General features: G+C 59.6%; 20 protein-coding genes. 7 read left to right on the top strand and 13 right to left on the bottom strand.

Translation table 11 applies throughout. The features are described from left to right. Positions 1-61 precede the first annotated feature (61 nt). Positions 62-1,081: a LacI family DNA-binding transcriptional regulator gene (locus tag Q7F15_RS04690; RefSeq protein WP_171566015.1), complete on the top strand. Its 1,020-nt coding sequence runs from the start codon at positions 62-64 to the stop codon at positions 1,079-1,081. 34 nt (positions 1,082-1,115) lie between these two features. Next, positions 1,116-3,071 (top strand): glycoside hydrolase family 15 protein, encoded by a 1,956-nt coding sequence (locus Q7F15_RS04685; protein WP_230077302.1) that lies wholly within the window; start codon positions 1,116-1,118, stop codon positions 3,069-3,071. Between the two features lie 46 nt (positions 3,072-3,117). Here the strand turns inward: Q7F15_RS04685 and Q7F15_RS04680 are convergent, their stop codons facing one another. The 6 genes from Q7F15_RS04680 to hppD all read right to left on the bottom strand — a co-directional run bounded on the left by Q7F15_RS04680 (position 3,118) and on the right by hppD (position 10,594). Continuing rightward, positions 3,118-3,948: an inositol monophosphatase family protein gene (locus tag Q7F15_RS04680; protein WP_171566014.1), complete on the bottom strand. Its 831-nt coding sequence runs from the start codon at positions 3,946-3,948 to the stop codon at positions 3,118-3,120. Positions 3,949-4,126: 178 nt separating this feature from the next. Next, on the bottom strand, positions 4,127-4,339 hold the full coding sequence (locus Q7F15_RS04675; protein ID WP_171566012.1) for a CstA-like transporter-associated (seleno)protein: 213 nt from the start codon (positions 4,337-4,339) through the stop codon (positions 4,127-4,129). Continuing rightward, positions 4,336-6,429, bottom strand: a complete 2,094-nt coding sequence (locus Q7F15_RS04670) for a carbon starvation CstA family protein (RefSeq protein ID WP_212132052.1) — start codon at positions 6,427-6,429, stop codon at positions 4,336-4,338. Before Q7F15_RS04670 ends, Q7F15_RS04675 begins: the two co-directional genes overlap by 4 nt. A gap of 148 nt (positions 6,430-6,577) precedes the next feature. Then, on the bottom strand, positions 6,578-7,360 hold the full coding sequence (locus Q7F15_RS04665; RefSeq protein WP_212132053.1) for a LytR/AlgR family response regulator transcription factor: 783 nt from the start codon (positions 7,358-7,360) through the stop codon (positions 6,578-6,580). Beyond that, positions 7,335-9,056, bottom strand: coding sequence for a sensor histidine kinase (locus Q7F15_RS04660; RefSeq protein WP_212132054.1), 1,722 nt, complete (start codon positions 9,054-9,056; stop codon positions 7,335-7,337). Before Q7F15_RS04660 ends, Q7F15_RS04665 begins: the two co-directional genes overlap by 26 nt. Positions 9,057-9,502: 446 nt before the next feature. Then, complete coding sequence (gene hppD / locus Q7F15_RS04655) at positions 9,503-10,594, bottom strand: 4-hydroxyphenylpyruvate dioxygenase (RefSeq protein WP_171566007.1); 1,092 nt, start codon at positions 10,592-10,594, stop codon at positions 9,503-9,505. Between the two features lie 268 nt (positions 10,595-10,862). On the opposite strand from hppD, the gene Q7F15_RS04650 reads away from it, so the two are divergent. Further along, positions 10,863-11,552: a class I SAM-dependent methyltransferase gene (locus tag Q7F15_RS04650; protein ID WP_171566006.1), complete on the top strand. Its 690-nt coding sequence runs from the start codon at positions 10,863-10,865 to the stop codon at positions 11,550-11,552. A gap of 42 nt (positions 11,553-11,594) precedes the next feature. Here Q7F15_RS04650 and Q7F15_RS04645 read toward each other — a convergent pair whose 3' ends face one another. Both Q7F15_RS04645 and Q7F15_RS04640 read right to left on the bottom strand, forming a co-directional pair. Further along, the gene (locus Q7F15_RS04645) at positions 11,595-13,019 is read right to left on the bottom strand and encodes a hypothetical protein (protein WP_304415178.1); all 1,425 of its coding nucleotides are present in this window, start codon (positions 13,017-13,019) and stop codon (positions 11,595-11,597) included. 336 nt (positions 13,020-13,355) lie between these two features. Further along, complete coding sequence (locus tag Q7F15_RS04640) at positions 13,356-14,120, bottom strand: hypothetical protein (RefSeq protein WP_171566003.1); 765 nt, start codon at positions 14,118-14,120, stop codon at positions 13,356-13,358. 90 nt (positions 14,121-14,210) lie between these two features. On the opposite strand from Q7F15_RS04640, the gene Q7F15_RS04635 reads away from it, so the two are divergent. Then, the gene (locus Q7F15_RS04635) at positions 14,211-15,617 is read left to right on the top strand and encodes an RsmB/NOP family class I SAM-dependent RNA methyltransferase (RefSeq protein ID WP_171566002.1); all 1,407 of its coding nucleotides are present in this window, start codon (positions 14,211-14,213) and stop codon (positions 15,615-15,617) included. A gap of 205 nt (positions 15,618-15,822) precedes the next feature. On the opposite strand, the gene Q7F15_RS04630 is transcribed toward Q7F15_RS04635, so the two are convergent. From Q7F15_RS04630 to Q7F15_RS04610, 5 genes are all read right to left on the bottom strand, one after another. Further along, positions 15,823-17,223, bottom strand: coding sequence for a DEAD/DEAH box helicase (locus Q7F15_RS04630; RefSeq protein WP_304415177.1), 1,401 nt, complete (start codon positions 17,221-17,223; stop codon positions 15,823-15,825). Positions 17,224-17,325: 102 nt separating this feature from the next. Next, positions 17,326-18,762: a dipeptidase PepV gene (gene pepV / locus Q7F15_RS04625; protein ID WP_304415176.1), complete on the bottom strand. Its 1,437-nt coding sequence runs from the start codon at positions 18,760-18,762 to the stop codon at positions 17,326-17,328. Further along, positions 18,749-19,489, bottom strand: coding sequence for a GTP pyrophosphokinase (locus tag Q7F15_RS04620; protein ID WP_230077306.1), 741 nt, complete (start codon positions 19,487-19,489; stop codon positions 18,749-18,751). Before Q7F15_RS04620 ends, pepV begins: the two co-directional genes overlap by 14 nt. Positions 19,490-19,670: 181 nt before the next feature. Then, a complete protein-coding gene (locus tag Q7F15_RS04615) occupies positions 19,671-21,755 on the bottom strand; it encodes a methyl-accepting chemotaxis protein (RefSeq protein ID WP_230077307.1) in 2,085 nt (694 codons plus the stop codon). Between the two features lie 206 nt (positions 21,756-21,961). Beyond that, positions 21,962-22,441, bottom strand: coding sequence for an N-acetyltransferase (locus Q7F15_RS04610; protein ID WP_171565994.1), 480 nt, complete (start codon positions 22,439-22,441; stop codon positions 21,962-21,964). A 195-nt stretch (positions 22,442-22,636) separates the two neighbouring features. Here Q7F15_RS04610 and Q7F15_RS04605 point away from each other — a divergent pair, with 195 nt between their 5' ends. From Q7F15_RS04605 to Q7F15_RS04595, 3 genes are all read left to right on the top strand, one after another. Further along, positions 22,637-23,227 carry a TetR/AcrR family transcriptional regulator gene (locus Q7F15_RS04605; RefSeq protein WP_029098589.1) on the top strand — a complete coding sequence of 197 codons (591 nt, stop codon included), beginning with the start codon at positions 22,637-22,639 and terminating at the stop codon, positions 23,225-23,227. Between the two features lie 158 nt (positions 23,228-23,385). Then, positions 23,386-25,878, top strand: a complete 2,493-nt coding sequence (locus tag Q7F15_RS04600) for a U32 family peptidase (protein ID WP_304415175.1) — start codon at positions 23,386-23,388, stop codon at positions 25,876-25,878. Between the two features lie 54 nt (positions 25,879-25,932). Further along, positions 25,933-26,163 (top strand): DUF1128 domain-containing protein, encoded by a 231-nt coding sequence (locus Q7F15_RS04595; protein WP_171565992.1) that lies wholly within the window; start codon positions 25,933-25,935, stop codon positions 26,161-26,163. The last annotated feature ends 17 nt before the right edge of the window (positions 26,164-26,180 follow it).

Genomic DNA, 26,180 nt, shown 5'->3' with positions numbered 1-26,180 from the left:
GCGGATGCTTTTCCGGTACGATGTTGAAAAACAAACGTTTGCACAGAACTGGGAGGATTGTATGTCCGTTACGATCAAGGATGTGGCCCGCGCGGCGGGAGTCTCTCCTTCCACCGTGTCCCGGGTCCTGTCCCATCATCCGAAAATCAGTCCCGCGACGGTGCGAAAAGTCCGGGAGGCCATGGAGGCGCTTGGCTACCACCCCAACATCATGGCCAAAAGCCTCGTCTCCAAAAGCACGCAAACGATCGGGCTTGTTCTGCCCCGTTCCGTCGAAGAGTTTGTCAATCCATTTTTTTCCGAGGTGCTGCGCGGCATGCTGGCCTGCGCCCAAACAGCCGGATACGACGTGCTGATGTCATCGGCCAACAGCCGTCCGGAAGAGCTGGAGTCGGTCAACCGGATGATCCTCGGCCGCCGCGTGGACGGCATCATCCTGATGGCCCCCCGCAAGGCGGATCCGCTGGTAGATCTGTTGCTGGAGCACGACTTTCCCTTCGTCCTGCTGGGCCGCTCGCTGGAGCGGGACGATCTATTGTGCGTCAACAACAACAACGTGCAGGCCGCGTTTGACGCCACCCGCCACCTGATCGCCCAGGGGCACGTGCATATCGGTTTTGTCAGCGGGCCGCCGGACATGGTCGTCTCGGAGGATCGGCTGGAAGGCTACAAGCGGGCGCTCGCCGAAGCGGGGCTCCCGTTTCGCCAGGAGTGGGTAATGACGGCGGAGATGCTTCAGGCAGGCTTCCACGCCACGTCCCTGATGATGAGCCAGCCGGAACGGCCGACCGCTTTCGTCGTGATCGACGACGTGATCGCATTCGGGTTTATCCGCCAACTGTACGAAGCGGGACTGCGCGTCCCCGACGATGTCTCGGTGGTCAGCTTCAACAACATCATGCTGTCCGAACTGAGCAATCCGCCGATCAGCACCGTGGATATCGGCATTTACCATCTCGGCTACACGACCGTCCAACTGCTGATTCGCAAGCTGGCCGGCGAGACGATCACACAGCCACAGATCGTGCTGCCCCACCGGCTGATCGTCCGCGGCTCATCGGCCCGACAGCCGGATGCGTAACCGGGGAAGACGCTTCATGGGAAGGAGAATCCACATGATGAATCCTGTCACTGGAAAACCGTATCTCAACGACGCTGTCATCGGCAACGCGTCAATGCTGGCCGCTCTGGGCCACAACGGAGAGCTGTACCGCCTCTGGTGGCCGCATGTTGACTTCCCGCAGCACGTGGAGCGGATGCGCGCCGGCGTCTTTGTGGAGGAGGAAAGCGAGGAGACCGTTTGGACAGACGACCCGGCTGAGTGGCAATGGGAGCAGGCTTACCTGCCGCGGACCAACGTGCTGCGCACGGCGGGGACGGCCCGCCGTCTGCCTCTGCGCTGGGAAACCGTCGATTTCGCCGTGCCTGGCGAGCCGCTGTTGGTTCGCTTGTACAAATGGACCAACACAGGCCGCAAACCGATCCGGCTCCGCTTTTTCTGCGCCGCTTCGCTCACCATCGGGGAAAACCGCCTGTACAACTGCGTAACCTATGACCCCCGGATCGACGGCCTGGTGTACTTTCGTCATCAATACGCGTTTGCGCTGGCCAGTCCGCTTGGGTGCGCCCAGTACACCTGCGCCGACGCCTGGAAGCACGCGTCCCAAGGGTATTTGCCGGGCAACAAAGTGGCCATGGCGCCGGACGGAGCACTCGGCTGGACGTTGTCGCTGGAACCGGGGGAGACAGCCGCCATTCCTGTCTATCTCACAGCGGGAAGTCGGGTGGACGAGGCTGTAAACGCAATGTGCCGGGCATTTGCTGTCTCGGTTGAGCGGCATCTGGAGCAGACCGAGCAGTACTGGCACGACTTCCTGAACGCACAGCCCACTCTCCCTGCCGGCTGCGACGAGCGGATTCGCCGCGTCTACGAGCGTTCCCTGCTCGTCTTCCGGCTGATGGCCGACGAGCAGACAGGCTGCGTGATCGCCGCGCCGGAGTTTGACGAGACCTTTACCCGCTGCGGCGGCTACGCCTACTGCTGGGGGCGGGACGCAGCGTACATCACGACCGCCTTTGACCGGGCCGGTCTGAGCAATCTAACCCGGATGTTCTACCGCTGGACGCTGACAGCGCAGGACCCGGACGGCTCGTTTCAGCAGCGCCATTATCACGACGGACGGCTTGCCCCTTCCTGGGGACTGCAGATCGACGAGGGCGGTTCCATCCTCTGGGGGATGCACCAGCACTATCTGGCGACACAGGATCGGGCTTTTCTCGAAGAGGTGTGGCCGGCCGTGGAAAAAGGGACGTCGTTTCTGCTCTCCTATCTGGACCGCGACACCGGACTGCCGCTGCCCAGCCGCGACCTGTGGGAGGAGCGCAATGCGGAGCACACGTATTCTGCCGCCGCCGTGCACGCCGGCATAAGCGCCGCAGCGGCAATGGCTCGGGAACTGGGGAAAGCCGACCTGGCCGACCGCTGGGAACAATCCGCCAATGCCCTGAAAGAAGCCATTTTGACGCGGGCTTATGACGAACAGCGGGGAACGTTCTACCGCGCGCTCAAACTGCAGGTGGACCGCTCCACCTACCAGCGCGCCGTCGAGTCCGGCCTCTGTACATTCACAGAGACGGACGAGAAGGGATACGTCACCTATTACGTCCAGCACGATCCGGTCTACGACATCAGTCTGCTCGGTCTCAGCGTGCCATTTGGCCTGCTGGACGCAACCGATCCGCGCATGGCCCGCACCGCCGACGCAATTGAACGCACCTGCGCCGTCCCCGGCGTCGGCGGCATCCGCCGCTACGAGGACGACCGCTACATCGGCGGCAATCCGTGGATTCTCACCACCCTGTGGCTCGCCCAGTTTCGGATCGCCCAGGGCCGGTTTGACGAGGCCAAACGCCATCTGGAGTGGGCCGCTGCCCATGCCAACCCGCTCGGTCTGCTGCCGGAGCAGGTCGACAGGCAGACCGGCGAACCCGCTTGGGTCGTGCCGCTCACCTGGTCTCACGCGATGTTTGTGCTGACCGTGCACCTGCTGATGGAGAACGGACAGTTGTAGATATTTTCACCATACAAAAAAACCACTGGGGTTCCAGTGGTTTTTGTCATGTCGCGCCTTTGTCCGCCATATCGTTTTCCGTGAGCGTAAGGTAATGCTGCAGTTCTTCGTAAAATGCGGGATTGCAAGCCATCACGCTGCTTTTCCGGTCGAACGGCAGCGGGCTGCCGGTCATCGTCGTCACACGTCCGCCCGCTTCCTCCACGATGATCCTGCCGGCTCCAAAATCCCACGCGTTGAGCGACAGGCTGACGTAACCGTCCAGCCTTCCCGCGGCCACGTAGGCCATTTCCAGTGCCGCGCTGCCCAAGAGGCGCATCCCCCGCACCTTGCCGGCCAGTTTTTTCACGATCAGGTCGATGCCCATCTGCTCCGCCCGCTTGTTCCAGAAGACGCTCGTACACAGCAGCGCTTCCTCCAGCTTCACCTGCCGCTCCAGGCGCAGCGGCCTGTCGTTGAGGTAAGCGCCTTCTCCTTTTACCGCGTAAAACATCTCGTCGCGGGAAGGATCGTACACCACGCCGACCAGTCCTTCCCCCTTGTGGTAGACGGCAATGGAGACGGAAAAATTGATCTGCTGATGGACAAAGTTGGTGGTGCCGTCAATCGGATCGATCACCCACAGCGTATCAAACTGGCGAGGATCGCCAGCAAACGTGCTCTCTTCCCCGAGAATGCCGTGGTCGGGAAAATGGCGCAAAATCGTTTCGACCACGTGTTTTTCCACTTCCTTGTCCACGGCGGTGACCAGGTCGGAGGCGGACGTCTTGTATTCGACGGTAAACGGCTGCTTCATTCGCTCGAGGCTCAGCTGACCCGCGCCTCGGGCGCAGTGAAGGGCCAGCTCTTTCAACGCCGTCAGAGTTGATGCTTGCACACGTATCGCCACCCACATCTTGACTTTGCCTTTAGTGTACCATACTTTGCCTGCGGATACACCGTTTCGTCTGTCCCGGTTGTCGATGCGCCTGTCTGCCGCCGGACAGCCGGAAAGCGGCGGGAGGCCCGTCAGACGGACCTCCCGATTTCTCTTGTATGCCAGCGGCCGCGCGAAGCTAACAGCAGCGCGATACTCCGCCTTTTTCATACCGTTCCCGCAGCGCGTACATGTAGTACTCCCGCTCCGTCATCGGGAACAAGCCCGGTTTGGCGTGGGTCGCGTACCAATGCTGCAGATAACGGTCGTAGTCCGGCATGCCAAAAATGGTCTTGATCGTCGAACGTACCTTGCGCAGCGATTGGCGAATCGCTCTCCACTTGCGTCTCATGCCACGTGATTTCCTTTCCCGTCGTAGTAATTGTCCCCTTTGGACTGGACGTACGGCGACTCGTACAGCGGATACTGCTTGCCGCGCAAGATGTTGATCCACAGGCGCAGGCCGTCCAGAATAATGCCGATGGTGATGGCCATGAAGATGGCGCAGACAACGGCGTCAATCTGGTCGTTGAAAATCATTTTTTGCGCGGCTTCCACTGACTTGACGCCGCTTGGCAGGGTGCCGGCATCAAGCGCTTTCTGGAACGCTTCGGCATGAGCGAGGAAGCCGATTTTCGGATCGCTGTGGAACAGCTTTTGCCAGCCGGCTGTCAGCGTCGCAGCTGTCAGCCAGGCCATCGGCACCAGCGTGACCCAGGAGTACTTGGCCTTGCCCATCTTGAAGATGAGCGTCGTCCCGACGACAAAGGCGATTGCGGCCAGCATCTGGTTGGCGATGCCGAACAGCGGCCACAGCGTATAGATGCCGCCCAGCGGGTCCATCACGCCCTGCAGCAGGAAGTACCCCCATCCGGCAGAAATCAGGGCGGAACCGATCAGGTTGCCGGGCAGCCAATCCACCTGCTTCATTTTCGGAAACACGTTGCCCAACAGATCCTGCACCATGAAGCGGCCGACGCGGGTGCCGGCGTCAATCGTGGTCAGAATGAAAACGGCTTCAAACAGGATTGCAAAGTGGTACCAGAAGGCCATCAACGCCTTGCCGCCAAGGATGCCGGAGAAAATGGTCGCCATCCCGATCGCCAACGACGGCGCACCGCCCGTCCGGGACAAAATCGTGTTCTCTTGGATGTCGTTCGCCATCGCGGTAATCTGTTCCGGGGTAATGGTAAAGCCCCAACTGTTGATCACCTGGGCTGCTGCGGCGACGTCCACGCCGATCACGGCAGCCGGCGAGTTGATGGCAAAGTACATGCCCGGCGTCAGCACGCAGGCGGCGATCATCGCCATAATGGCGACGGCCGATTCCATCAGCATCCCGCCGTAGCCGATCAGCGGCGCGTGCGATTCCTTGGCGATCATCTTCGGCGTCGTCCCCGATGACACCAGCGCGTGGAAACCGGAGACCGCACCGCAGGCAATGGTGATAAACAGGAACGGGAACAAATTGCCCGCAAACACGGGGCCTGTACCGTCGATAAACTTGGTCAGCGCCGGCATTTGCAGCGGCGGCAGTGTCAGCAGGATGCCGACCGCCAGCACGGCGATCGTGCCGATTTTCAAAAACGAGCTCAGGTAGTCGCGCGGCGCCAGCAGCAGCCAGACCGGCAGGACGGAGGCGATGAACCCGTAGATGATGATCATCCAGGCCAGCTGCGCCTTGCTAAATGTAAAGACCGGCCCCCAGGTGGGCGAAGCGGCCACCTCCTGCCCCCACCACAGCGACAGGAACAAGAGCGCCAGACCGATCAACGAGCCTTCCAGCACTCGTCCCGGACGGATGTAGCGCATGTACAGGCCCATGAACAGGGCAATCGGCAGCGTCATGAAAATGGTAAACGTCGCCCACGGCGATTCCGCGAGAGCGTTTACAACGACCATTGCCAAAACAGCAATCAGGATGACCATGATCGCCAGGATGCCCACCAGTGCCAGCGCCCCGCCGACGGGCCCGATCTCTTCTTTGGCGATCTGGCCGAGCGACTTGCCGTTGCGGCGCATCGACCCGAACAGGATGACAAAGTCCTGAACGGCACCGCCCAGCACTACCCCGACGATAATCCAGATGGTCCCCGGCAGGTAGCCCATCTGCGCGGCCAGCGTCGGTCCGACGAGCGGACCTGCACCGGCAATCGCCGCAAAGTGGTGGCCAAACAGCACCCACTTGTTGGTCGGCACAAAGTCCTTGCCGTCGTTGTTCACTTCCGCCGGCGTGGCCCGGTTGTCGTCCAGGCCCATGATTTTTTTCGCGATGAAGCGGCTGTAGAACCGGTACGCGACGGCATACGTACAGAACGCGGCGGTCAGCAGCCAGAACGAGTTGACTTGTTCGCCCCGGGAGAGCGCCAAAAAGCCAAACCCGACCGCGCCCAACACGGCAATCCCGCCCCAGATCAGGACGGAGAGCAGCCATTTTTTCATCAGTCCTTCCCCCTTGCCTATCATGTAGATACATAAAACCTAACCATACCGTATCACGGAAGAGGGAGGACGCAGAACGAAAATTGTCTGAACAGTACAAATAAAGACATGAACGGCGATTATGGCGCATGAACGAGACGTACTTCCATCAGAACCCCAGCCGCTTTTTCAGTTCCTTCACCACGTTTCGGCTGACCGGCACTTCCGTCCGGCGCGCGTCCTGCATGACCAGGTGGACGGCTCCCTTGAACCAGGGCACCAGTTCTGCCGTCTTCGCCAGATTGACGATGTAGGCCCGGTGGGTGCGGAAAAACTGATGCGGGGACAGCCTGCTCTCCAATTCTTGCAGGGAGAACGAAGTGGCGTACTGGTCCGCTTCGGTGTAAATGGTGGCGTACCGACTGTCCAGCGTGGCGTAGACGATGTCGTTCGGATCGATCAGCATGATCTTGCCGTTTTTCTCCACAGGGATGCGGCGCGGCTGCTGGTGGGCCAGAACGGACTTCAGCAGGGTGTTCAACTGCTCCTCCAGCTGGGGAGCGTGGCTTTGAACCGCTTCGTTTTGTCGGCGCAGCCGGCGAACCCGGTTGATCGTCTTTTCCAGGCGGTGTTCACTAAATGGCTTGACGATGTAGTCCACCGCGTCCGTCTCGAAGGCGCGCACGGCGTGAATTTCGTACGCGCTGGCAAAGATGATGATGGGCGGCTTTTGCATCGTCTCGTACAGCTCCTGGCCGACATCCACGCCGTCACGATCGTGCAGGTGGATATCCAGAAAGACGGCGTCCGGTTCCGCCCCGGTGATGGATTCAATCGCTTCCTCACCGCTCGCCGCTTCCCCGATCACCGTCACGTCCGGAAATTGTTCCAGCAGATAGCGCAGTTCGGCGCGGGCTGGTGCTTCGTCATCCACGATGAACGCTTTCAGCATGCGCTTTCACTCCTATCGGCAGATGTATGACGCAGGTCGTTCCCTTCCCCTTTTCGCTCTCAATCACGATGCCGTACGGCTCGCCGTAGATCGACTGCAGCCGGCTGCGGACGTTGGACAGCCCGATCCCGGAGAGGCGGCGCTTGCCGTCTGACGGCGGCGGCGGCTCGAACGGGTCGCCCTCAATCCCGACGCCGTTGTCCGCCACCGACAGCTCCAGCGTCTGCCGGTCCTGGAGGCGGGCAGCGATCCGCACGACGCCCCCTTCCCGTTTGGGCAGCAGCCCGTGCTTGACGGCGTTTTCCACCAACGGCTGCAGCACCAGACCGGGCACCAGATAGCGGTCCACACCCGGTTCGATGTCGTACTCCACCCGCAGCTTTTCCCCGAAGCGGGCCCGCTCGATCGCCAGGTAGGCCTCGATGTGCTCCAACTCTTCCGCCAGCGTCACAAAGCCGCCGGAGTCGTGCAAGTTGCGGCGGAAGTACTCGCCCAAATGGATCAAAAGCTCCCGCGCCTGCTCCGGGCGAAAGCGGATAAACGACACGATCGTGTTGAGCGCGTTAAACAAAAAGTGCGGGTTGATCTGCGCGTGCAGGGCCTTGATCTCCGCATCGGCCAAAAGGCGCGCCTGCTTCTCCAGATCGGCCAGCTCCAGTTGGGTGGAGATCAGGTTTCCCAGCCCCCGGACCAGTTCCAGGTCGACCGCCGACAGCTTGCGGGAGCGGTCCTGGTAAAGCTTCAGCACGCCGGCAATTTCCCCTTGCTTCCGCATCAGCGGCACGAGAATGGCACAGCGCAGCGAACAGTTGGGCTCGCGGCAGCCTATTTCCTCCTTGGTGCGGGCAATCTTCACCTCTTTGGTTGCCAGCACCTCGCGGGTCGCCTTGGTCGAAATCTCCTCGCCGACGACGTGATGCGACGAACTCGCACCGACGTGGGCCAGCACCTTTTTCGTATCGGTGATCGCCACTGCCGCCACCCGGGTCGTGCGCAAAATTTCTTCCGCCACCTTTCTCGCCGACTCGTAGGTCAGGCCCTGCCGCAGGTAAGACAGCGTCTTGTCCGCCACCTGCAGCGTCCGCTGGGCCTGCAGGGCGCCGATCCGGTCTTCTTCCGTCTTGACCAGGTCGATGATGATGATCAGGATCGCGATGCCCAGCGCATTGACCACCGACATCGGCACACTGATCGCCTTGATCAGTGCCAACGCAGCCTCGTACGGTCTGGCCAGCAGCAGAATGATGCCCATCTGCATCCATTCGGCGATGAACCCGACGGCCAGCGCCATCGTCCAGCGAATCTCCCGGGAGCGGCGGAACTGGTAGATAAGACCGGCCAGCAGCCCTTCGCTAATCGTGGAGATCGCGCAGGCGAGATCGGTAAAACCGCCGAGCGTGTAGCGGTGGATGCCGGCCACCAGACCGGTCAGCAGCCCCACCCAGGGCCCGGCCAATAGGCCCGCCACCACCGTGCCGATCACGCGCGAGTTGGCAATCGCGTCCTGGTACCAGATGCCGTTGTAGGTTCCAAATATGGAGATGGCGGAAAAGATCAGCACCATCACCGCTTTATCCTTAACAGTGGCCCGTTGGTTCAGCAAACTGCGAAACGCCTTGACGCGGGTAAACAGCAGCGTTGCCACCACCAGCACGGCGGTCCGCTCCGCCAGTGTCACCATCAGGGACAAGTTCATCGGCGTCCCTCCTTTTTCGGTCAAACTGTTGCTTACATTATCGCCAGCGGCAGCCGCCCGGTCAATAGAATCGTCACGCTAGACTGAAAATATTGAAAGCCCCCAAACTGCTTTTTTGTATTCCAGGCCGGAGGCCTGCACATTAATCTACCGAAGTTGGAGAAAAAGGATGTGGCATGGAGTGATGGGGCCAAGGCGAGCTCCTTTGACGACCTGCTCAGCGGAAAAACGAAAGACGCGGGGAAAATCAGGGGGCACAAGTCTCACTTCTTCGAAATACCCAGATGTTTGCCCCCTGCCCGCGTCGCGTTTTGGAGCGGACGCGATCCGCTTCTTTGCTGGTCGTCAAGAGAGCGAGCGGGCACCATCATACATGTCGCCACGGTCTTTTTCTACAAACTGAAGCCCCCGAAAGATTCGGGGGCATGGTATCAGGTTCATGCGGCTTACAGGTTGCCGCGCCGTGCCTGCTCGCGCTCCAGCGCCTCAAACAGCGCCTTGAAGTTGCCGTTGCCGAAGCCGCGCGCTCCTTTGCGCTGGATGATTTCCACAAACAGCGTCGGCCGGTCGACGATCGGTTTGCTGAAGAGCTGCAGCAGGTAGCCTTCGTCGTCGCGGTCCACCAGGATGTGGAGCCGGCGCAGCGCATCAATATCCTCGTCGATTTCCCCGACCCGGTCTTTCAGCTCTTCGTAATACGTGTCGGGCACGTGGAGGAAGTCGACGCCGTTGGCACGCAGCCTGGAAACCGTGTCGATGATATCGTTGGTCAACAGGGCGATGTGCTGCACGCCCGGGCCCCGGTAAAAGTCCAGGAATTCCTGAATCTGCGACTTGCGGCGCCCTTCCGCCGGCTCGTTGATGGGAAACTTGATCCGTCCGGTGCCGTTCTGCATCACTTTGGACATCAGCGCGGAGTACTCGGTGGAGATGTCTTCGTCACTGAAGTTTTGCACGGCGGTGAAGCCCATCACTTTCTGGTAGTACTGCACCCACTCGTCCATTACTTCCACGTTGCCGACGATGTGGTCGATACCGATCAGGCCGGTGCCTTCCGCCTCCACCGGGGATTCGTAGGCGACGTAGCCGGGCAAGAACGGCCCGCTGTACTGTTTTCGCTCGATAAAGGAATGGACGTTGTCCCCGTAGGTGGCGATGACCGCTTTTTTGATCGTGCCGTGCTCATCGCGGAACTCCGTCGGCTCCATCACCGGCACAGCCCCGCGGGAGACGGCTTCGCGAAACGCCTGCTCACAGTCATCGACGCGCAGCGCCACGTCCTTCACTCCGTCGCCGTGCAATTTCACAAACTCGCTGATCGGTCCGTCAGGGGTGAGGGCTCCCGTAACGACAAAGGTGATGTGGTTTTGCTTCAGCACGTAGGACACCTTGTCGCGCGAACCCGTCTCCAGTCCGGCATACGCGACGGCCCGAAACCCGAATGCCTTGGTCAGGTAGTGCATGGCCTGCTTGGCGTTGCCGACGTAAAACTCCACGTAGTCCCAGTCTTGAATCGGAAAGAAATCGGTGCTGCTCATCACTTTCGCCCTCCATTTTTCAAAATTTTGTAGCGATTGAGATGATTTTGTCGTTATCTTGAGCGTACATGGAAAGCGTTTACTCCCGCAAGAACACCGGATAACGCGCAGACGCGCAAACGCTTTCATCCAATAAAGTTCGCGATTGCAGCCGCTCTTGATACAATGAAGAAGAGCATTTGCCAGAAGAAGAGCGTTTGACCGTAGGGAAATTTTCCGAATTCCAAAGGGGAGTAACGTTGCGTGTGAAAGGAGTTGTCGTTAAGTCATGAGTCACTGGAGCGTGGAGGCAGCAAAACAGTGGAATCAATTTGCCGCTGACTGGCATGCGCGCAGCACAGCCATGTGGGAAACGGGCAGCCGACGCACCGTTTTGCCGATGTTTATGCGGCATGTCCAGCCGGATGCGGGACCGGTACTGGATGCCGGCTGCGGCGACGGCTACGCAAGCTGCAAACTGGCCGCAAACGGCTATCGGGTGGAAGGCGTGGACATTGCCGAGGAAATGATTCGGTTGGCACACGAACGGGTGCGCGGAACGGATTTGTCCGTCCGGTTTCAGACCGGTGACGTCTCGGCTCTACCGTTTGCCGACGCCAGCTTTGGCGGCATTCTCTGCATCAATGTAACCGAGTTTACGCCATCGCCGCTGACCGCCCTGCGCGAGCTGCACCGTCTGCTCATCCCCGGCGGCGTGCTGCTTTTGGGCATACTCGGCCCCACGGCCGGCCCGCGGGCCCACAGCTATCGGCGACTGTACGGCGAAGAGACGATCCAGAACACGATGATGCCGTGGGAAGCCAAGCAGTTGGCCGCGGAAAACGGTTTTCGGCTTCTGGAAGAAGAGCCGGTCTACAAGGAGGGCGTACCCGCCGAGCTGGCCGGCCGTCTTTCGGCAGAACTGCGGGAAGCTCTCAGTTTCTTGACCCTGTTTGCGCTGGAGAAAGTGCCTGGCTAAGAAAAAACAGAGGTGCCCTCGTGGCACCTCTGTGTTGCTCACCTACTCCGGAAACGGATTGACCACTCCGTTGGCGTTCATCCACGCCCGCTTGCTGCGTATCAGCTGGTCGAGCACCGGCTCATCCCGGCCGTACACGGCCCGATACAATCTCTGCGTCTCCCTGAGGTCGTTGTAAGTCAGATAGGGATAGTCGGTACGGCCAAACGATCCGTCGGGGAATCGGGCATAGTGGAGATCGCCGTTTGGCGCCACCCACTTGGCGCCCAGATTGACGACGCCGTTGAGCATGATCTCCGCCAGTTCCCTGTCGGTCGGATTGCCTTCCTGCAGGTACAAGTTCAGCAGGAAGTTGATCTCCGCCAACTGGTGATTGAGTGATACGTGGGTCTTTTTGTTACCGCCGGGGTGGGCGTAGTCGGCTACCAGCCACCCGACATTGACGCCGTCGACGACAAAGTGGTGGCGGGCCGCATAATCGCGGAAAAATGCCGCGTACTTTTTCACTGACTGACAAAAGCGTTCCTCCCTGTACTGCTGGCAGCCCTTCAGCATCAGTTCGGCCGCGCCCGTGTTAAACCGGGTGTCATAATACCCGTCCGGGATGCCGTAATCCTGCCACAGCCATTCCGAACGAGGCAGTGTCTTCCAGTACCCCTCCGCCTCCTGGTTCTGCACCGACGCATCCAGCATGACGTACGCCATATCCTCAGCCACCCGGCTTTGCCCGGTAAACAGCAGGGAGCGCAGCACGTAGTTTTCAGGGATGCGCCAGTACGCGGCTGGAGAAGTGGGAACATAGGTGCTCGGAGATTGATAGTAGTACCCGTCGTACAGCCACTTTGCCTTGCGCTGCAAATCAAGCGCCAGCCAAACGGAGGCGAACTGCTCCCTGTCCCAGGGAACCAGCGGATGACTGGATTCCAGCGCCCACACCTCGCTGACCAATCCGGCCTGGACCGGCATCCTGATCTCCAGCGCAAAACCGCCCCACTGTTTGTGCACGGCTATCGGCAGCACATGCTCCTGCTTTGCTTCGATCGTTCCCCTGCCCAACGGCTTGTAGACAATTGGCGCCCCTATCCAGACGTGACGATCGGTCGTTTCCAGAAAGCCGGGCGCGTTGGGCAGTGGGGCCGTCTCCTCCAGGTTGATGACGTTCCAGACCGGTTTTTGCGGGTCGTCGTCGACGTACCGGACATACCGAAACGTTCCCGTCCGCCCCGGCAGGAACAGGGAAAACGTGTACGGCTGGTCGTTTGCGCCCGCTTCCAACCGTTTGGCCCAGTAGCGGTCGCCATTGGGAAAATCGTAAGTTTTTTCGCGCATCGTCCCCCATGTCCGGACCAGATTCGCCTCCGTCACCGCTGGAGTCCCCGTCTGAGGAGTGGAGACATCAGGGGGAAGCAGGAAGGTGAACAGAAAAGTCGCCAACACGATCGCGAACAACATACGGGACCTGGTCATCGAATCCTCCTTTCGCCAGCAGTCCATGTCACCTGTTTTCATACTTCAATCACCGCTGGACGGCAGCTGAGACAAGTGCATCTGGCCTTTGATACACGCCCCGGAACAGCCGCACTCCACGGGATCACGCACTCCTCTGTATGACGCAGCACATCGCTTCCCTGTTTCATTGTCCTTAAAAATGGGACGGTTCAACCAAGCAGACAGCAGTGCTGCGCAAAACAAAGACGCCGTTTGCCAAGCGACAACCCATGCGAAAAAACGCTCTTCCTGTATGGAAGAGCGCGTGCTCGTTTGCTCTCTATGCTGGTTTCTCACATTTGTTGCTTTTGGCCGCTACAGCGTATGAGCGTCGTCGCGGTGCGCAAACACGCGGGACTCCATCACACCGGGATGCTGTTTGGCCAGGACGAGCAGGTTTTCCAGGTAGTAGTAGTGGCTTTCCAGCAGCTCCACGTCCTTGCGGGTAATCGTTTTGGCCTGCAGATACTGCTGCATCTCCAGAACGCAGCGCTCCATCTTTTCGGCGAAGTCGTTTGCCCTCAGCATCTGCTCCACCTCAGGATAGGCGGACTTTAGGCGGGTGATCTCCCCGTGCACCTTGGTCCCCTCCAGAATGATCTGGTATGCCGCCCGTTCGCGGGAAGTCGCAGTGGCCAGTTCCTCCTCCCGACGAGCCGCGCGCAAAGCGGACAAGTACGTGATAAAATGGTACACAGTTAAAAATAAAGGCCCCAAAAATAAAATGATCCCCGCTTTGTAGACGTGTTGGTTGGTCATGTTGCTGATCAGCAGGAACAGATGAAACAAAATCGCTCCCAGCCACGCGTAAATGATGACCTGATGATTCACCTTGCCCGCTTCCTGCTGGCGGGAAAAGACGAACGTCAGGCCCAGCAGGTAAAAGGCGAGCAGCGTAAAACTGGCGCTGAACAGCGCCATCTCCATATCCTGCAGCCAGGCTGCATTGGCGGGAATTTCGATCAGAAACTCAAAGGCGAGCACCAGCAGTGAGAAGAGCAGGCCCATGATCCAGAACCGGCTCACTTCCGAGTCGTTGCGACGGCGCGAGCGGTGCCGTTCTGCGCGGGATTCTCTCAATTGTTCTCACCTCACATCCTGTTTATGATTCGCCACGATTCTCCCTTATTCCTCTCGGGGCCCGTCGAAATCTGACATCGGAGGCTGACCATGAGATCACTGCCCACCGCTTTTGTCGAGCGGATGAAAACATTGTTGAAAGACGAGTACGCCGCTTTTGCCGCCGGTTTTGACCGGCCGCCCAGCCAGGGGCTGCGGATCAATCCGCTGAAAATCGACAGGGAGCGCTTTGTTCAGCTCTCCCCGTTTGCCCTCGAACCAGTTCCCTGGTGTCCGGAGGGCTTTCGCTATGCCGAAGGGGAACGCCCCGGCAAACACCCGTACCACGCTGCCGGCCTGTACTATCTGCAGGAGCCCAGCGCCATGTCGCCGGCCGAAGCGCTGCAGGTGCAGCCGGGCGAGACCGTGCTCGACCTGTGCGCCGCACCGGGCGGAAAAACGACCCAACTTGCCGCCGCACTGCGCGGTCAGGGGCTTTTGATCGCCAATGAAATTCATCCCGTACGGGCCAAGGCGCTCTCGGAAAACGTGGAGCGGCTCGGCATCGCCAACGCCATCGTCACCAACGAGACGCCGGAACGGTTGGCCGAGCGGTTTCCCCGCTTCTTTGACCGCATCCTGGTGGACGCTCCCTGCTCCGGCGAAGGAATGTTCCGCAAACTGCCGGAAGCGATTGACGACTGGTCGCCGGAAAAGGTGGCGGAGTGTCACCGCATCCAGCAGGAGATACTGGACGCCGCGGCGGCCATGTTGAAACCGGGTGGGACACTGGTCTACTCCACGTGCACCTTTGCGCCGCTGGAAAACGAACAGTCGATTGCGTCCTTCCTCGCTCGCCATCCGGAGTTTGCCCTGACTCCCCTGCCCCATCCCGAGTGGTTCGCGCCCGGCGTCCCCGAGTGGGCCGAGCCGCCGCTGCCGGAACTCACGCATTCAGCGCGGCTCTGGCCGCACCGCCTCGACGGGGAAGGCCACTACCTGGCCAAACTGTGCAAGCAGGCGGACGACGAAGGGAACGCCCCTTCCAGACGGCGCAGGGAGAAGCGCGGGAAAACGGCGGCAGCCGGACGGAAGGAAGCGATCGGGGCGTGGCGCACGTTTGCGGCCCAGTCCCTGCCCGGTATCGCGGAACAATTTATCGACGACGCGGCCTTCCTGCTGTTTGGCGACCAGTTGTATGTCACCCCGGCGCCTGACCTTGATCTGGACGGTCTGAAAGTGGTGCGGGCTGGCCTCCACCTCGGCACCGTGAAAAAGAATCGGCTGGAACCTGCCCACGCCCTGGCGCTGGCCGTCCCCCAAGCCGCCGCCGCACGCACAGCTGCATTTGCGGCAGATGACCCCGAGCTCGTGCGCTACTTGAAGGGAGAAGCGTTGGCACGTGACGGCGAAAACGGCTGGACGCTGGTCACCGTGGACGGATTTCCGCTCGGCTGGGGCAAGCAGGCGGACGGCCAGTTGAAAAACCATTATCCCAAAGGGCTGCGCTGGCTGTGATCATATAGTACCCGTCGGGAAGCCTACGCGGCCCGCAAAACGAAAACGGCCCACCGCAGGAGAGCAGGCACTCACGCGGTGGGCTGCTGCGTTTTTTCCGCTTTTTTACGCCTGGACGGCCTCGTCGTTGTCTGTTTGCCGGCCATGCAAAAAAGCAGCCCATACCACATGGACTGCCTTTCGCGTGGCGGTTTGCCGCCCGATGTTAGCCCCTGCCGCGCGGTTTTTTGCCCTTTGCCGCTTTGCGGGCCGCCATTGCCTCTTGGCGACGGCGGTTTTTCTCGTACAAGGTCTTGAGTGATTCCAGTTCCCGTGCCAGCTTTTTCTTGTAGCCCGGCTTCACCTTGATCTTCTTTTTCAGCGCCTCGCGGATGGGGGCGTACTGCTTTTCCTTTTCCTTCAACTGTTCTTTGGCCTTTTGCTCGCGCAGTTGGGCAAAGTACGCTTCCCGCTCCTCTGCCCGCTTGCGGCGGCCGGCGTCCAGATGGCGGCCTACCACCAGCAGTTTTTCCTCAATCGGCGCCTTGGTCGCCTTGGCGAAGCGGGTCATGATGCTTTTTTGGCGGGGAGAGACAAGAGAGATGGCGATTCCCTTCTGCCCCGCCCGTCCGGTGCGGCCGACGCGGTGGATGTAGCTTTCCACGTCATTGGGGACATCGTAGTTGACGACGTGTGTCACCCCTTCGACGTCCAGACCGCGGGCAGCGATGTCGGTTGCCACCAGGTACTGAAACTTGATGTCGCGGAACTGCTTCATCAGCTGTTCCCGCTTGTTTTGCGACAGATCGCCGTACAGCGCTTCCGCCGAAAAGCCGTTTTCCTGCAGGCGGGCCGTCAACTGCTGGACGCGCGCCTGGGTGTTGGCAAAGATGATGCAGAGATACGGATTCTCATTTTCCAACAGGTCCACCAGCGCATCCATCTTGTCGCTCTGATTGACCACGTAGTAGATTTGTTCAATGCTCTCCACCGTCTTCTGCTTTGCCTCGATTCGGATGTGGGGCGGCTGCTTCATGTAGTACTGAGCCAGCTTTTTCACCGAATCCGGCATGGTGGCGGAGAACAGCAGCGTTTGCCGGTGCTGCGGCGTCCCCTCGATAATTTCATGGACCTCCTCAAGAAAGCCCATCTCCATCATCTTGTCAGCCTCGTCCAACACCAGCGTGGAAATGCGGCCGAAGTGAAGCGAGCCCCGCCTCATGTGGTCCAGCACCCTTCCCGGGGTGCCGACGACGATGTGGACAACATGCTTGAGCTTGCTCAACTGCCGTTCAATATCCGTCCCGCCGTGCAAAGAGAGTACGTTGACGTTCAGGTATTTGCCCAGCTTCTCCACTTCTTCGGCGATCTGGATCGACAGCTCACGGGTGGGCGTCAGGATCAGCGCCTGAATGTCCCGTTTGCCCGGCTGCAGCCGCTCCAGGATCGGCAGCACAAACGCGGCGGTCTTGCCCGTCCCCGTTTGCGCCTGGCCGATCACGTCCTTCCCTTCGAGAATTAGCGGGATCGCCTCCGCCTGAATCGGCGTCGGCTCTTTATAAAACAGGTCGTGAATGCCCTGCATCAACTCCGGTCGAAAGCCAAACATCGCAAACGATTTCGCCATGGTGTCACTTCCTTTCACATCCTTTAATAGTATGACAGTCTTGCCAAAAAAACAACAAAAGGCGGCCGGCTGCAGAAATTCCGCAACGCGCCGCCTGCACAATCATTTCGCCAGTTCGTAAATGGCCTGGGCGTAGATCGCTGTCGCCTTGATCAGATCGTCCACCAAAATGTGCTCGTCCCGCTGGTGAGCGCTGTCCGGCCGGCCTGGAAACAGCGGTCCAAACGCCACCCCCACGTCCAGCGAACGGCCGTACGTGGCTCCGCCGATGGCGATGATCTCGGCCTCCTGTCCGGTCTGCTCCGTGTACACCCGCTGCAGCGTGGTGATCAGCGGGTGCTGCGGGTCAACCCGATGGGGCTCCAGGTGCTCCACCACTGCCAACGAAAATGCCGCTTCCGCCAGCCGCTGTTCCAGAATCGCCTTCCATCGCTCAAACGGCTGGGAATGCGGATAGCGAATATTGACGCCAAACACGGCATCCCCGTCCGCCTCATAGCGAATGATGCCGGTGTTGAGGGTGAGCGGTCCCATTTCCTTGTCGTCGCAAGCGATGCCGATTGCCTTTCCGTCGTGCTGCCGATGGAAATAACGATCCGCAAAGCGGGCGAACTGCTGGCCCCGTTCGTCCAGTGTCAGCCCGGCCAAAAAGTGCAGCAGTTCCGTACCCGCGTTTACGCCCAAACTCGGATTCATGGCGTGAACGGAAACGCCCTCCATCTGCACATGCACCTGACCGCCGCGCACGTCCGCCGCTCCGCTCAGCCCCATCTCCCGCACATACGCGCCAAAGCGCTCGGCCAGTTCCTGGCCGGTCATGGAGAGCGGCTCGAGCACGGCCTCCGCCTTGTCCGGCACCATGTTCATGCGCAGGCCTGCAGACAGCGTCAGCAGTCTGGCGTCAGGCCGGTCAACAGGCGTAATCTGCTGCGCCGCATACGCAGCCGCAGTCTGCGTCAGCATCAGGTCGGTCAGTCCTTTTTCCGCGTAGATCAGTGGAAAGTCAGCGTCCGGCGAAAAGCCCATCGTCGGCATTTCTTCGGTTTGGAAATAGGTTCTCACACACCGCCAGTTGGACTCCTCGTCCGTGCCAAAGATGAGCCGCACCCGTTTGGACAGCGGCAGCCCCAGTTCCTTGACAATTTTGGCGGCAAAGATGGCGGCCATGGTCGGCCCCTTGTCGTCAATTGCGCCGCGAGCCACGATTTTGCCGTCCACGATTTCGGCCGCATACGGCGGCGAGCTCCAGCCGTCCCCTTCCGGCACAACGTCAACGTGACTGAGGATGCCGATCAGCTCCTCACCCTCGCCCAACTCCGCATGGGCAGCGTATCCCCCGACATCCTTGACTGTCATGCCAGCCTCTTTGCACACCGTAAGCACGTAGTCAAGCGCTTGGCGGATGCCTTCTCCAAACGGCGCGCCGTCCCGGGCAGTCGTCGGATCGAGCACGCTTTTGATTTGCAGAAATTCCCGCACGGCGGCAAGCAGTTCGTCTTTTCGCTTTTCCGCCTCTTGTTGCCAATCAACCCTTGTCATCGTTTGATTTCGTCCCTTCCGTCGTCGTACTGTCGTCTTTTGCCGCCTGTGCCGCATCCAGATCCAAATCCAGCTCCACCAGCGAAATAAGCGACTCCATCGGCACCTCCTGCGCGGTGAACTCCACCTGCGCTTCCTTGATTTCTTCGCGGATGTTGTTCATTTCGCTGTCCAGCTTGTAGGACGCTTTGGCCGCCTCGATCAGGCGCTGCCGGATGGCGGACGGGATAATTCCTTCGTATTTGTAGTTGAGAGAGTGTTCTATGGTCGCCCAAAAGTTCATGCCCAGCGTGCGGACCTGGATTTCCACCGGGATGGTGACCTGTCCGCGCGCCGTCATCAACGGGTATTCCACAGCCAGGTGGTACCCTCTGTACCCGCTTTCCTTGGGTTTGGAAACGTAGTCTTTCTCCAGGTAAACGCGCATGTCATTGCGCTGTCGTATCATTTCCACGACGGCCGGAATGTCATCGATAAACTGGCAGATGATCCGGATTCCCGCGATGTCCCTGAGCTCCCAGCAGATGTTCTCGTCGATGGGAAACTGCAGGCGGTTCGCCTTGCTGTAAATGCTCGGGATGGACTTGACTCGTCCCGTGACGAACTCGATGGGGGAGTGTTCCTTGCGCTTACGCAGCTCGTTGCGGATGTTTTTCAGCTTGACCTTGATTTCTTCCACGGCTTGTTCGAACGGTAGCAGATATAGTTCCCAATCTAGTTTGTGCACACTGGTCCCCTCCGGCCCGAAACTCCATCGTCCTTATGATTCAACATTTTGAATGAGATATCCTCCCATAAAAAGAAAGAAGACCCGCTTCCCGGGTCTTTTTTACAGGGATCGCAGGGCTCGGCCCGGTTTGGGGAATGCGGCAAGAAAACCTTGGCCGTCCCTTTGCCAACCGCTCCTGCTATTCTTTTCTGTCGTCCAGCCGGAACGCCGTCAGCGAGCTAGTGAGCCGCTCCGCCAGCACGGCCAGTTGGTCCGCGGAAGCGGCGATCAGCTCCATCGCCGCGTTCTGCTCTTCGACAGCGGCGGAAATGCCCTGCACGCCGGCTGCCGCCTCCCGGGAAGCAGCCGATACTTCCTGGGCGACCGCCACCACCTGCTGCGCGTCTGGAGCCATCCGGGCAAACGCCTGGCTGACACCTTCCATTTCCGCAGAGACGCGGCGGATATTGTGTTCAATCCGGCGAAACATCTCATCCGACTGTCCGGCGGTCCGCCTTCCTTCCGCCACCGTGCGCGTGCCGTCGTCCATCTGCTCCACGATGGCGGCCGTGCTTTTCTGGATCTCGCTGATCATCGATACGATCTGCTGCGCCGCCGCGTTCGTCCCCTCGGCCAGTTTGCGCACTTCCTCCGCCACGACTGCAAATCCTTTGCCGTGCTCGCCGGCGCGTGCCGCCTCGATGCCTGCGTTGAGCGCGAGCAGGTTGGTCTGCCGGGCGATCTCCGTGATGACAGCGATGATCTGTGATATGTCACGCGATCGCTGCTCCAGCTGTTGTACCGTCTGCGTCGTCGCCGTCACCGCCCGGTCGATCTCCTCCATGCTGGCGATGACCGCCTCCACCGCCTGCCGTCCCGCTTCAGCGTCGTCCTTCATCTCGCGCGACGAAAGCGTGACCTGCTCCACGTGGCTGGTAACGCTGTGGACGCTGGCGGTCAGTTCCTCCGCCAAATGCAGCGTGTGCCCCATTTTGTCTACCTGCCTGTCGGCCGACGCTGACACGTCCTCGACGACCCGGGTGATCTGCTCGCCGGAAGAGGCAATCTCCGCGGTATTGCCGTGAATCTCGCGAACCGATTCCGTCACCGACGCAGCCGCCTGCCGCACCTGCCGCAAAATCTCATGGAGCTGTTCCCGCATGGCAAGCAGGGAACGGGCCAGCTCGCCCAGCTCGTCCGAGCGTTTCAGCAACCTCGCGGGAAAGGGCGCGGTAAAATCTCCCCGGCCGATCTGCCCGGCGATGGACAGAAGGCCAGCGAACGAGCGGCGCAGACCGGCAGACGCCCCCCAGGCGATGGCCATCACCAGCACAAGCACAATGCCGTTAAACAGTATAATCGCATTTCGAATCTGATTAGGCCCGGTCATGATCTCCGTCATGTTCATCTCCGCCAGGATGGCCCAGTTGAGCTTGCCCACCTGTACCCGGTCGTAGGCGACCAGCACCTCCTCCCCGCGATAGTCGACGGCTTGGGCTGTGCCCGCGTTGCTGCCGGAAGACAGCGCCTGTTCGGCAATCGGCGTCTCCACTTTCTGCCTAAGCATCGTCTCCTGCCCGTTCCCCAATTCGGTCCGCATCAGCTTGTCCGCCCCGATCAGGTAGATTTTCCCCGTTTCACCCAACCCCTCGCGCCGGTTCAACTGGCGGGAGACATAGTCCAGGGAAACCTCCGCGGCGAGCTGTCCGATCACCGTCCCGTGATCAAAGATCGGCACGGCCATGAAAACGGCGGGCACGCCGCCGGACGGTTCGTAACGGCTGACGTCCGACAGTTCCAGACTGTATCCCTTGGCCGCTTGTTTTACCGTCTGCCCCAAAGGGGTGCCGCTGTACGGACCGTCGTACAAGTTGGTGCCGAAGTCGGCCTGCGGATTCGTCTGGTACACCACGTCGCCATTCGCGTTGAGCAGGTACGCGTTGGCAAACCCGTAGCGGGACACCTCCATCTTCAGTTCCTTGCCCCAGATTTGCTCCGCTTCCTGGTAGGCAGGTGCCTCCCGTCCCAGCTTCCACACGCCATCAAAGGCGGCCAGCGACTGCACCACCGAACCGGACGCCGCCAGCGTCTCCAGGTTTTTGGAGCGTTCGCGGAAGTAGTTTTCCACCTGCTCCTTGTTGCTGTTGCGGAGTGCCTCCAGCGTCGCCGCACTGCCCTCCAGCAGGCCCCGCTTGGTCTCCGTGTAGGCAAACACCCCCGCTGCCGTCAGCGGCACAACGCCGGTCAGCAGCAAAGCGATCAATACCCGCGCCCCCAATTTCATGACATGAGCCCCCTTGAAACGACCTGTGTTTTCTAAATTCTAAATTCTATGAATGGTACAAATATATTACCATAGACCTAGAAAAAAATATCCAGTTTTGTCCGTGCGTGTCAGAAAAATTGGCAAAAAAAAAAAAAAACGCGCCCGCACGACGGCTGATACAGCCTGCCGCACACACGCGTCCTGCCGGCGGGGAACGGTGACGCCTACGCTGTCGCCGTCTCCACGATCATCGCAATCTCGTCGCACATCGGCAGCTTGGAGCAGTTGATGCAGTCCTTCCATACCTTTTGCGGCAACGTCTCCTTGGCTACCACGCGGAATCCGCACTTTTCAAAGAATGCCTTCTGATAGGTAAGCGCCAGCACCCGGTTGATTCCCAGCAGACGGCACTGCTCCACGAGATGCAGCACCAACTGTTTGCCGACGCCCATGCCTTTGGCTTTCTCGGCGATGGCAAGCGAACGGATTTCCGCCAAATCCTCCCAAAGAATATGCAGGCCGGCCACGCCGATGACGCTTTCCCCGTCGTGGGCGACGACGAACGACTGCAGGTGTTCGCAGACGGAGAGTTTCGTCCGCGGCAGCATCAGCCCCTGTTGTGCATATTGATTAATAATCTCAAGCATCTGGTCGACGTCCCTCATGGTTGCCTGACGCACGGTCAACGTCTTTGTGACACTCATTCTGCACTCCCCCACTCCATCTCCTCAACGCCTCAATCCACATAATAATTATTCATTATGATATATAAATATACATCCAGTCGAAAGAGAAGTCTATCCTTTTTTCCGTCATTTTGCTATTGGGCGGACAAACGCATTTCTTTTAAATGGAACAATTGTGCTATAATCACAATAACAGAACGGAGGTGTTTCCCTTTGACGACACGCAGGGAGCGAAAAAAGCGGGAAACGCGCGACAAGATTTTCAACGCCGCGATCAAGCTGTTCAAGCAGTACGGCTTTGAAAACACAACCATTGACATGATTTCCGAAGAAGCGGACGTCGCCCGCGGCACCATCTTTCTTCACTTCACATCAAAGGAAGCGATCCTCGCCAACTGGGGATACGAACGGCTGCAGGAAATCGAAGAACGGCGGGAAGAGTGGGACTACGGAGACAGTTGCAAGCAGAAGGTCTTGCGGATTTATAAAATCATGAACGAGGTCAACATCCAGAATTACGATTTTATCAAGGTGCTGATCGAGTCCTCGATGAAACACCGCAAGATTCTGGAAAACGAAAAGAACGTCTACTACGAACTTCGGCAGCTGTTTGCGGACCTGATCGAAGAAGCGCAGGAAAAAGGGCGGCTGAAGGCGAAGTTCAATCCGCTCGTCGCGGCAAACATGCTGGAAAACATCTATTACAACGCCCTGTACGACTGGGTGCGCAGCGAAGGAGCCTGGGCTCTGGAGGAAATCATGGAAGAGAAGGTCTCCATCGTGTTTGAAGGGCTGGACGCATGAGCTCATCATGTGCCCGGCCCTTCTGGCATGTTGGATGCGCTGACCGCTGGAAGAAATGCCTGCCCGCCTGCGGCCCATCTTTTCCTTGCGGAGTCGGGGACATTTCCCTATGATGATGAAGAAAAGCTGTTCAACACGTTGGAGGTATTCACATACACATGCGAAACGGGATCAAGCGTGAAGATATTGAGCTTTTGGCTCCCGCCGGCAACTGGGAGTGTCTGCGCGCGGCCGTCGCCAACGGGGCAAACGCCGTCTACTTCGGCGTGGAAAAATTCAATGCCCGGGCCCGCGCCGAGAACTTCCACATGTCCGAACTGCCTGAGATCATGTCGTTTTTGCACATGTACGGAGTCAAAGGTTTTCTTACCTTTAATATCCTCGTCTTTGAAGATGAGATGAAGGAAGCTCAGGAGCTGATCGAAGCCTGTATCGACGCCGGAGTGGATGCAGTGATCGTGCAGGACCTCGGCCTCGTCAAGCTGATCCGCGAGATTTCCCCCGACTTTCCCATCCACGGCTCAACCCAGATGACGATCACCTCTCCGGAAGCGGTGGAGTTTACCAAGCCGTTTGGCCTGGAGCGTGTGGTACTCGGGCGTGAAAACTCGCTGAAGGAAATCAAGGTGATCGGCGAAAAGGCCAAGCTGCCGATGGAAGTGTTCGTGCACGGCGCATTGTGCGTCTCCTACTCCGGCCAGTGCCTTACTTCGGAAATGTGGGGCGGCCGCTCGGCCAACCGCGGCGAATGCGCCCAAGCCTGCCGCCTCCCCTACGACCTGATCGTGGACGGGATGCAAAAGGAGATGGGCAACGTCGCCTACCTGCTGTCGCCCAAAGACCTGGCGGCAATCGACCTGGTGCCGGAACTGATCGAGGCGGGCGTCACCTCCTTCAAGATCGAAGGCCGGCTGAAATCGCCGGAGTACGTGGCCAATGTGGTCAGCAAATACCGTGCGGCGATCGACCGCTACTTCGCCGGCGAGGAGGCAGCGCCGAGCGAACAGGACATCCGCGAGCTGCAGCAGAGCTTTTCCCGCGGCTTTACACACGGGTTCCTGAAAGGCACCAACAACAAGACGCTGCTGGACGGCACCTTCCCGAAAAGCCGCGGCGTCTATCTCGGCACGGTGAAAAAAGTGCTGAAGCACGCGGTGCTGGTAGAGCTGAACGCTCCTTTGAAACGGGGCGACGGCATCGTCTTTGACGCCGGCGATCCGACGCAAAAAGAGGAAGGCGGACGCGTCTACGACATCCTCAGCCGCGGCAAAAAGGTGGAGGGCGAAGTGGAGAATGGCCTCTACGAGATCGTCATGGGACGAAACGACGTTAACCTGCAGCGGATCAATGTCGGCGACCGCGTCTGGAAGACGAACGACCCCGAGCTGGACAAACGGCTGCGCAAAACATTCGAGACAGATAAGCCGTACCGCACCTTCCCGCTCGCGGTGCACGTCGTCGGCCGGCTGGGCGAAAAGCTGTCCGTCACCTGGGTGGACAAAACGGCCGACCACGCCGTGACTGTCAAGTCGGAAATGCCGCTGGAAGCAGCGCTGAAACGGCCGCTGACCTCGGAACTGCTGTACGAGCAGTTGAGCCGGCTGGGGGGCACCCTGTTTTCCCTGAATGCCCAGGACCTGACGACCGATCTGGACGGCGACCTGATCCTGCCCGTGAGCGAACTGAACCGGATGCGGCGGGAAGCGGTGGAGCAGCTTCTCCACCTGCGGACAAAACCGCCGGTGTACCAGAAGCGGCACGTAGACGTTTACGCCGACGTGCCTGCCAAACAGCCGGTGGACAAACCGCTGTTGACCGCACTCTGCCGTTCGCTGGAGCAGGTGGAGGCGGCCGCCCAGACCGACGTCGACTTTCTGTACGCCGATTTTGAATTCGTCAAACAGTATCCGGATGCGGTCAAACTGGCCCACCGGTACGGCAAACCCATCGGCATCGCCACGATGCGCATCCACATGCCGGATGAAAACGGCGTGCTGGCCCTGATCGCCAGAAGCAAGCCGGACGCCATCCTCGTCCGCAACACGGGCGCGCTGTACTACTACATGTCCCGCCGCGGCGAGATGGACATCCCGTTGATCGGCGATTTCTCGCTCAACGTGGCCAACCACAAGGCCGTCTCGCTGTTTTTGGAGTGCGGTCTCAAGCGGGTAACCGCCTCGTACGATCTGAACATCCAGCAAATGGTGGACCTGCTTGGCAAAACGGATGCGTCCAAAATCGAAGTGGTGATTCACCAGCACCTGCCGATGTTCCATACGGAGCACTGCGTCTACTGTACGTTCCTCAGCCCCGGCACGGACCATACCAACTGCGGCCAGCCGTGCGAGTCCCACCGCGTCTCGCTTCGCGACCGCGTCGGATTCTCCCATCCGGTCCGCGTCGATACCGGCTGCCGCAACACGGTGTACAACGCCATCGACCAGTCGGGAGCGGAGTACCTGAATGAATTTATCAAATTGGGCGTGGGCAGCTACCGCGTCGAGTTTTTGGAGGAAGAGCCGGAGCGAGTCAAAGAGGTGATCGACCTCTACCGCCGGGCGCTGCGCGGCGAAGTGAGCGGCACCCACGTCTGGCGGACGCTGAAAGCGACCAACCAGTTGGGCGTCACCCGCGGCCAGCTCACCAAATAGGACCGGTCGATACCGTCCCGGCCTTACCCATACCCTGTGAGGAGGAGATTGATTATGGCGGACCTTTCCCAGCCCACGCCGGAAAACCTGGCGACGATTATTGAAGGCATCAAGTCCAAACTGAACATGGCCAACACCGCCGTCATGCGGCCGGAGGATTTCGACCTGACCCATTACGAAGACTTGCTGTACCTGTACAACATGGTGCAGAAAAAAGCGAGCTTCAGCATCAACGAAATGACCGCCATCGTCGAAGAACTGGGCAGCATGCGGAAGCAGTCCTGACCCGGGGCCCAATAGTC

The sequence above is a fragment of the Brevibacillus aydinogluensis genome (assembly GCF_961514395.1).
Lineage (GTDB): Bacteria > Bacillota > Bacilli > Brevibacillales > Brevibacillaceae > Brevibacillus > Brevibacillus aydinogluensis.
Note: the sequence above shows the minus strand (reverse complement) of the source record. Positions and strands in the feature narration are given on the sequence as shown.

Excerpts from the sequence above, each read along its gene's own strand:
- hppD (WP_171566007.1), bottom strand. The coding sequence starts at position 10,594 with ATGAGCAGCACCGATTTCTTTCCGATTCAAGACTGGGACTACGTGGAG.
- Q7F15_RS04670 (WP_212132052.1), bottom strand. The coding sequence starts at position 6,429 with ATGAAAAAATGGCTGCTCTCCGTCCTGATCTGGGGCGGGATTGCCGTG.
- Q7F15_RS04675 (WP_171566012.1), bottom strand. The coding sequence starts at position 4,339 with ATGAGACGCAAGTGGAGAGCGATTCGCCAATCGCTGCGCAAGGTACGT.
- Q7F15_RS04660 (WP_212132054.1), bottom strand. The coding sequence starts at position 9,056 with ATGAACTTGTCCCTGATGGTGACACTGGCGGAGCGGACCGCCGTGCTG.
- Q7F15_RS04610 (WP_171565994.1), bottom strand. The coding sequence starts at position 22,441 with ATGAGTGTCACAAAGACGTTGACCGTGCGTCAGGCAACCATGAGGGAC.
- Q7F15_RS04600 (WP_304415175.1), top strand. The coding sequence starts at position 23,386 with ATGCGAAACGGGATCAAGCGTGAAGATATTGAGCTTTTGGCTCCCGCC.
- Q7F15_RS04685 (WP_230077302.1), top strand. The coding sequence starts at position 1,116 with ATGATGAATCCTGTCACTGGAAAACCGTATCTCAACGACGCTGTCATC.
- Q7F15_RS04650 (WP_171566006.1), top strand. The coding sequence starts at position 10,863 with ATGAGTCACTGGAGCGTGGAGGCAGCAAAACAGTGGAATCAATTTGCC.
- pepV (WP_304415176.1), bottom strand. The coding sequence starts at position 18,762 with ATGACAAGGGTTGATTGGCAACAAGAGGCGGAAAAGCGAAAAGACGAA.
- Q7F15_RS04645 (WP_304415178.1), bottom strand. The coding sequence starts at position 13,019 with ATGACCAGGTCCCGTATGTTGTTCGCGATCGTGTTGGCGACTTTTCTG.
- Q7F15_RS04690 (WP_171566015.1), top strand. The coding sequence starts at position 62 with ATGTCCGTTACGATCAAGGATGTGGCCCGCGCGGCGGGAGTCTCTCCT.
- Q7F15_RS04595 (WP_171565992.1), top strand. The coding sequence starts at position 25,933 with ATGGCGGACCTTTCCCAGCCCACGCCGGAAAACCTGGCGACGATTATT.
- Q7F15_RS04615 (WP_230077307.1), bottom strand. The coding sequence starts at position 21,755 with ATGAAATTGGGGGCGCGGGTATTGATCGCTTTGCTGCTGACCGGCGTT.
- Q7F15_RS04630 (WP_304415177.1), bottom strand. The coding sequence starts at position 17,223 with ATGGCGAAATCGTTTGCGATGTTTGGCTTTCGACCGGAGTTGATGCAG.
- Q7F15_RS04665 (WP_212132053.1), bottom strand. The coding sequence starts at position 7,360 with ATGCTGAAAGCGTTCATCGTGGATGACGAAGCACCAGCCCGCGCCGAA.
- Q7F15_RS04635 (WP_171566002.1), top strand. The coding sequence starts at position 14,211 with ATGAGATCACTGCCCACCGCTTTTGTCGAGCGGATGAAAACATTGTTG.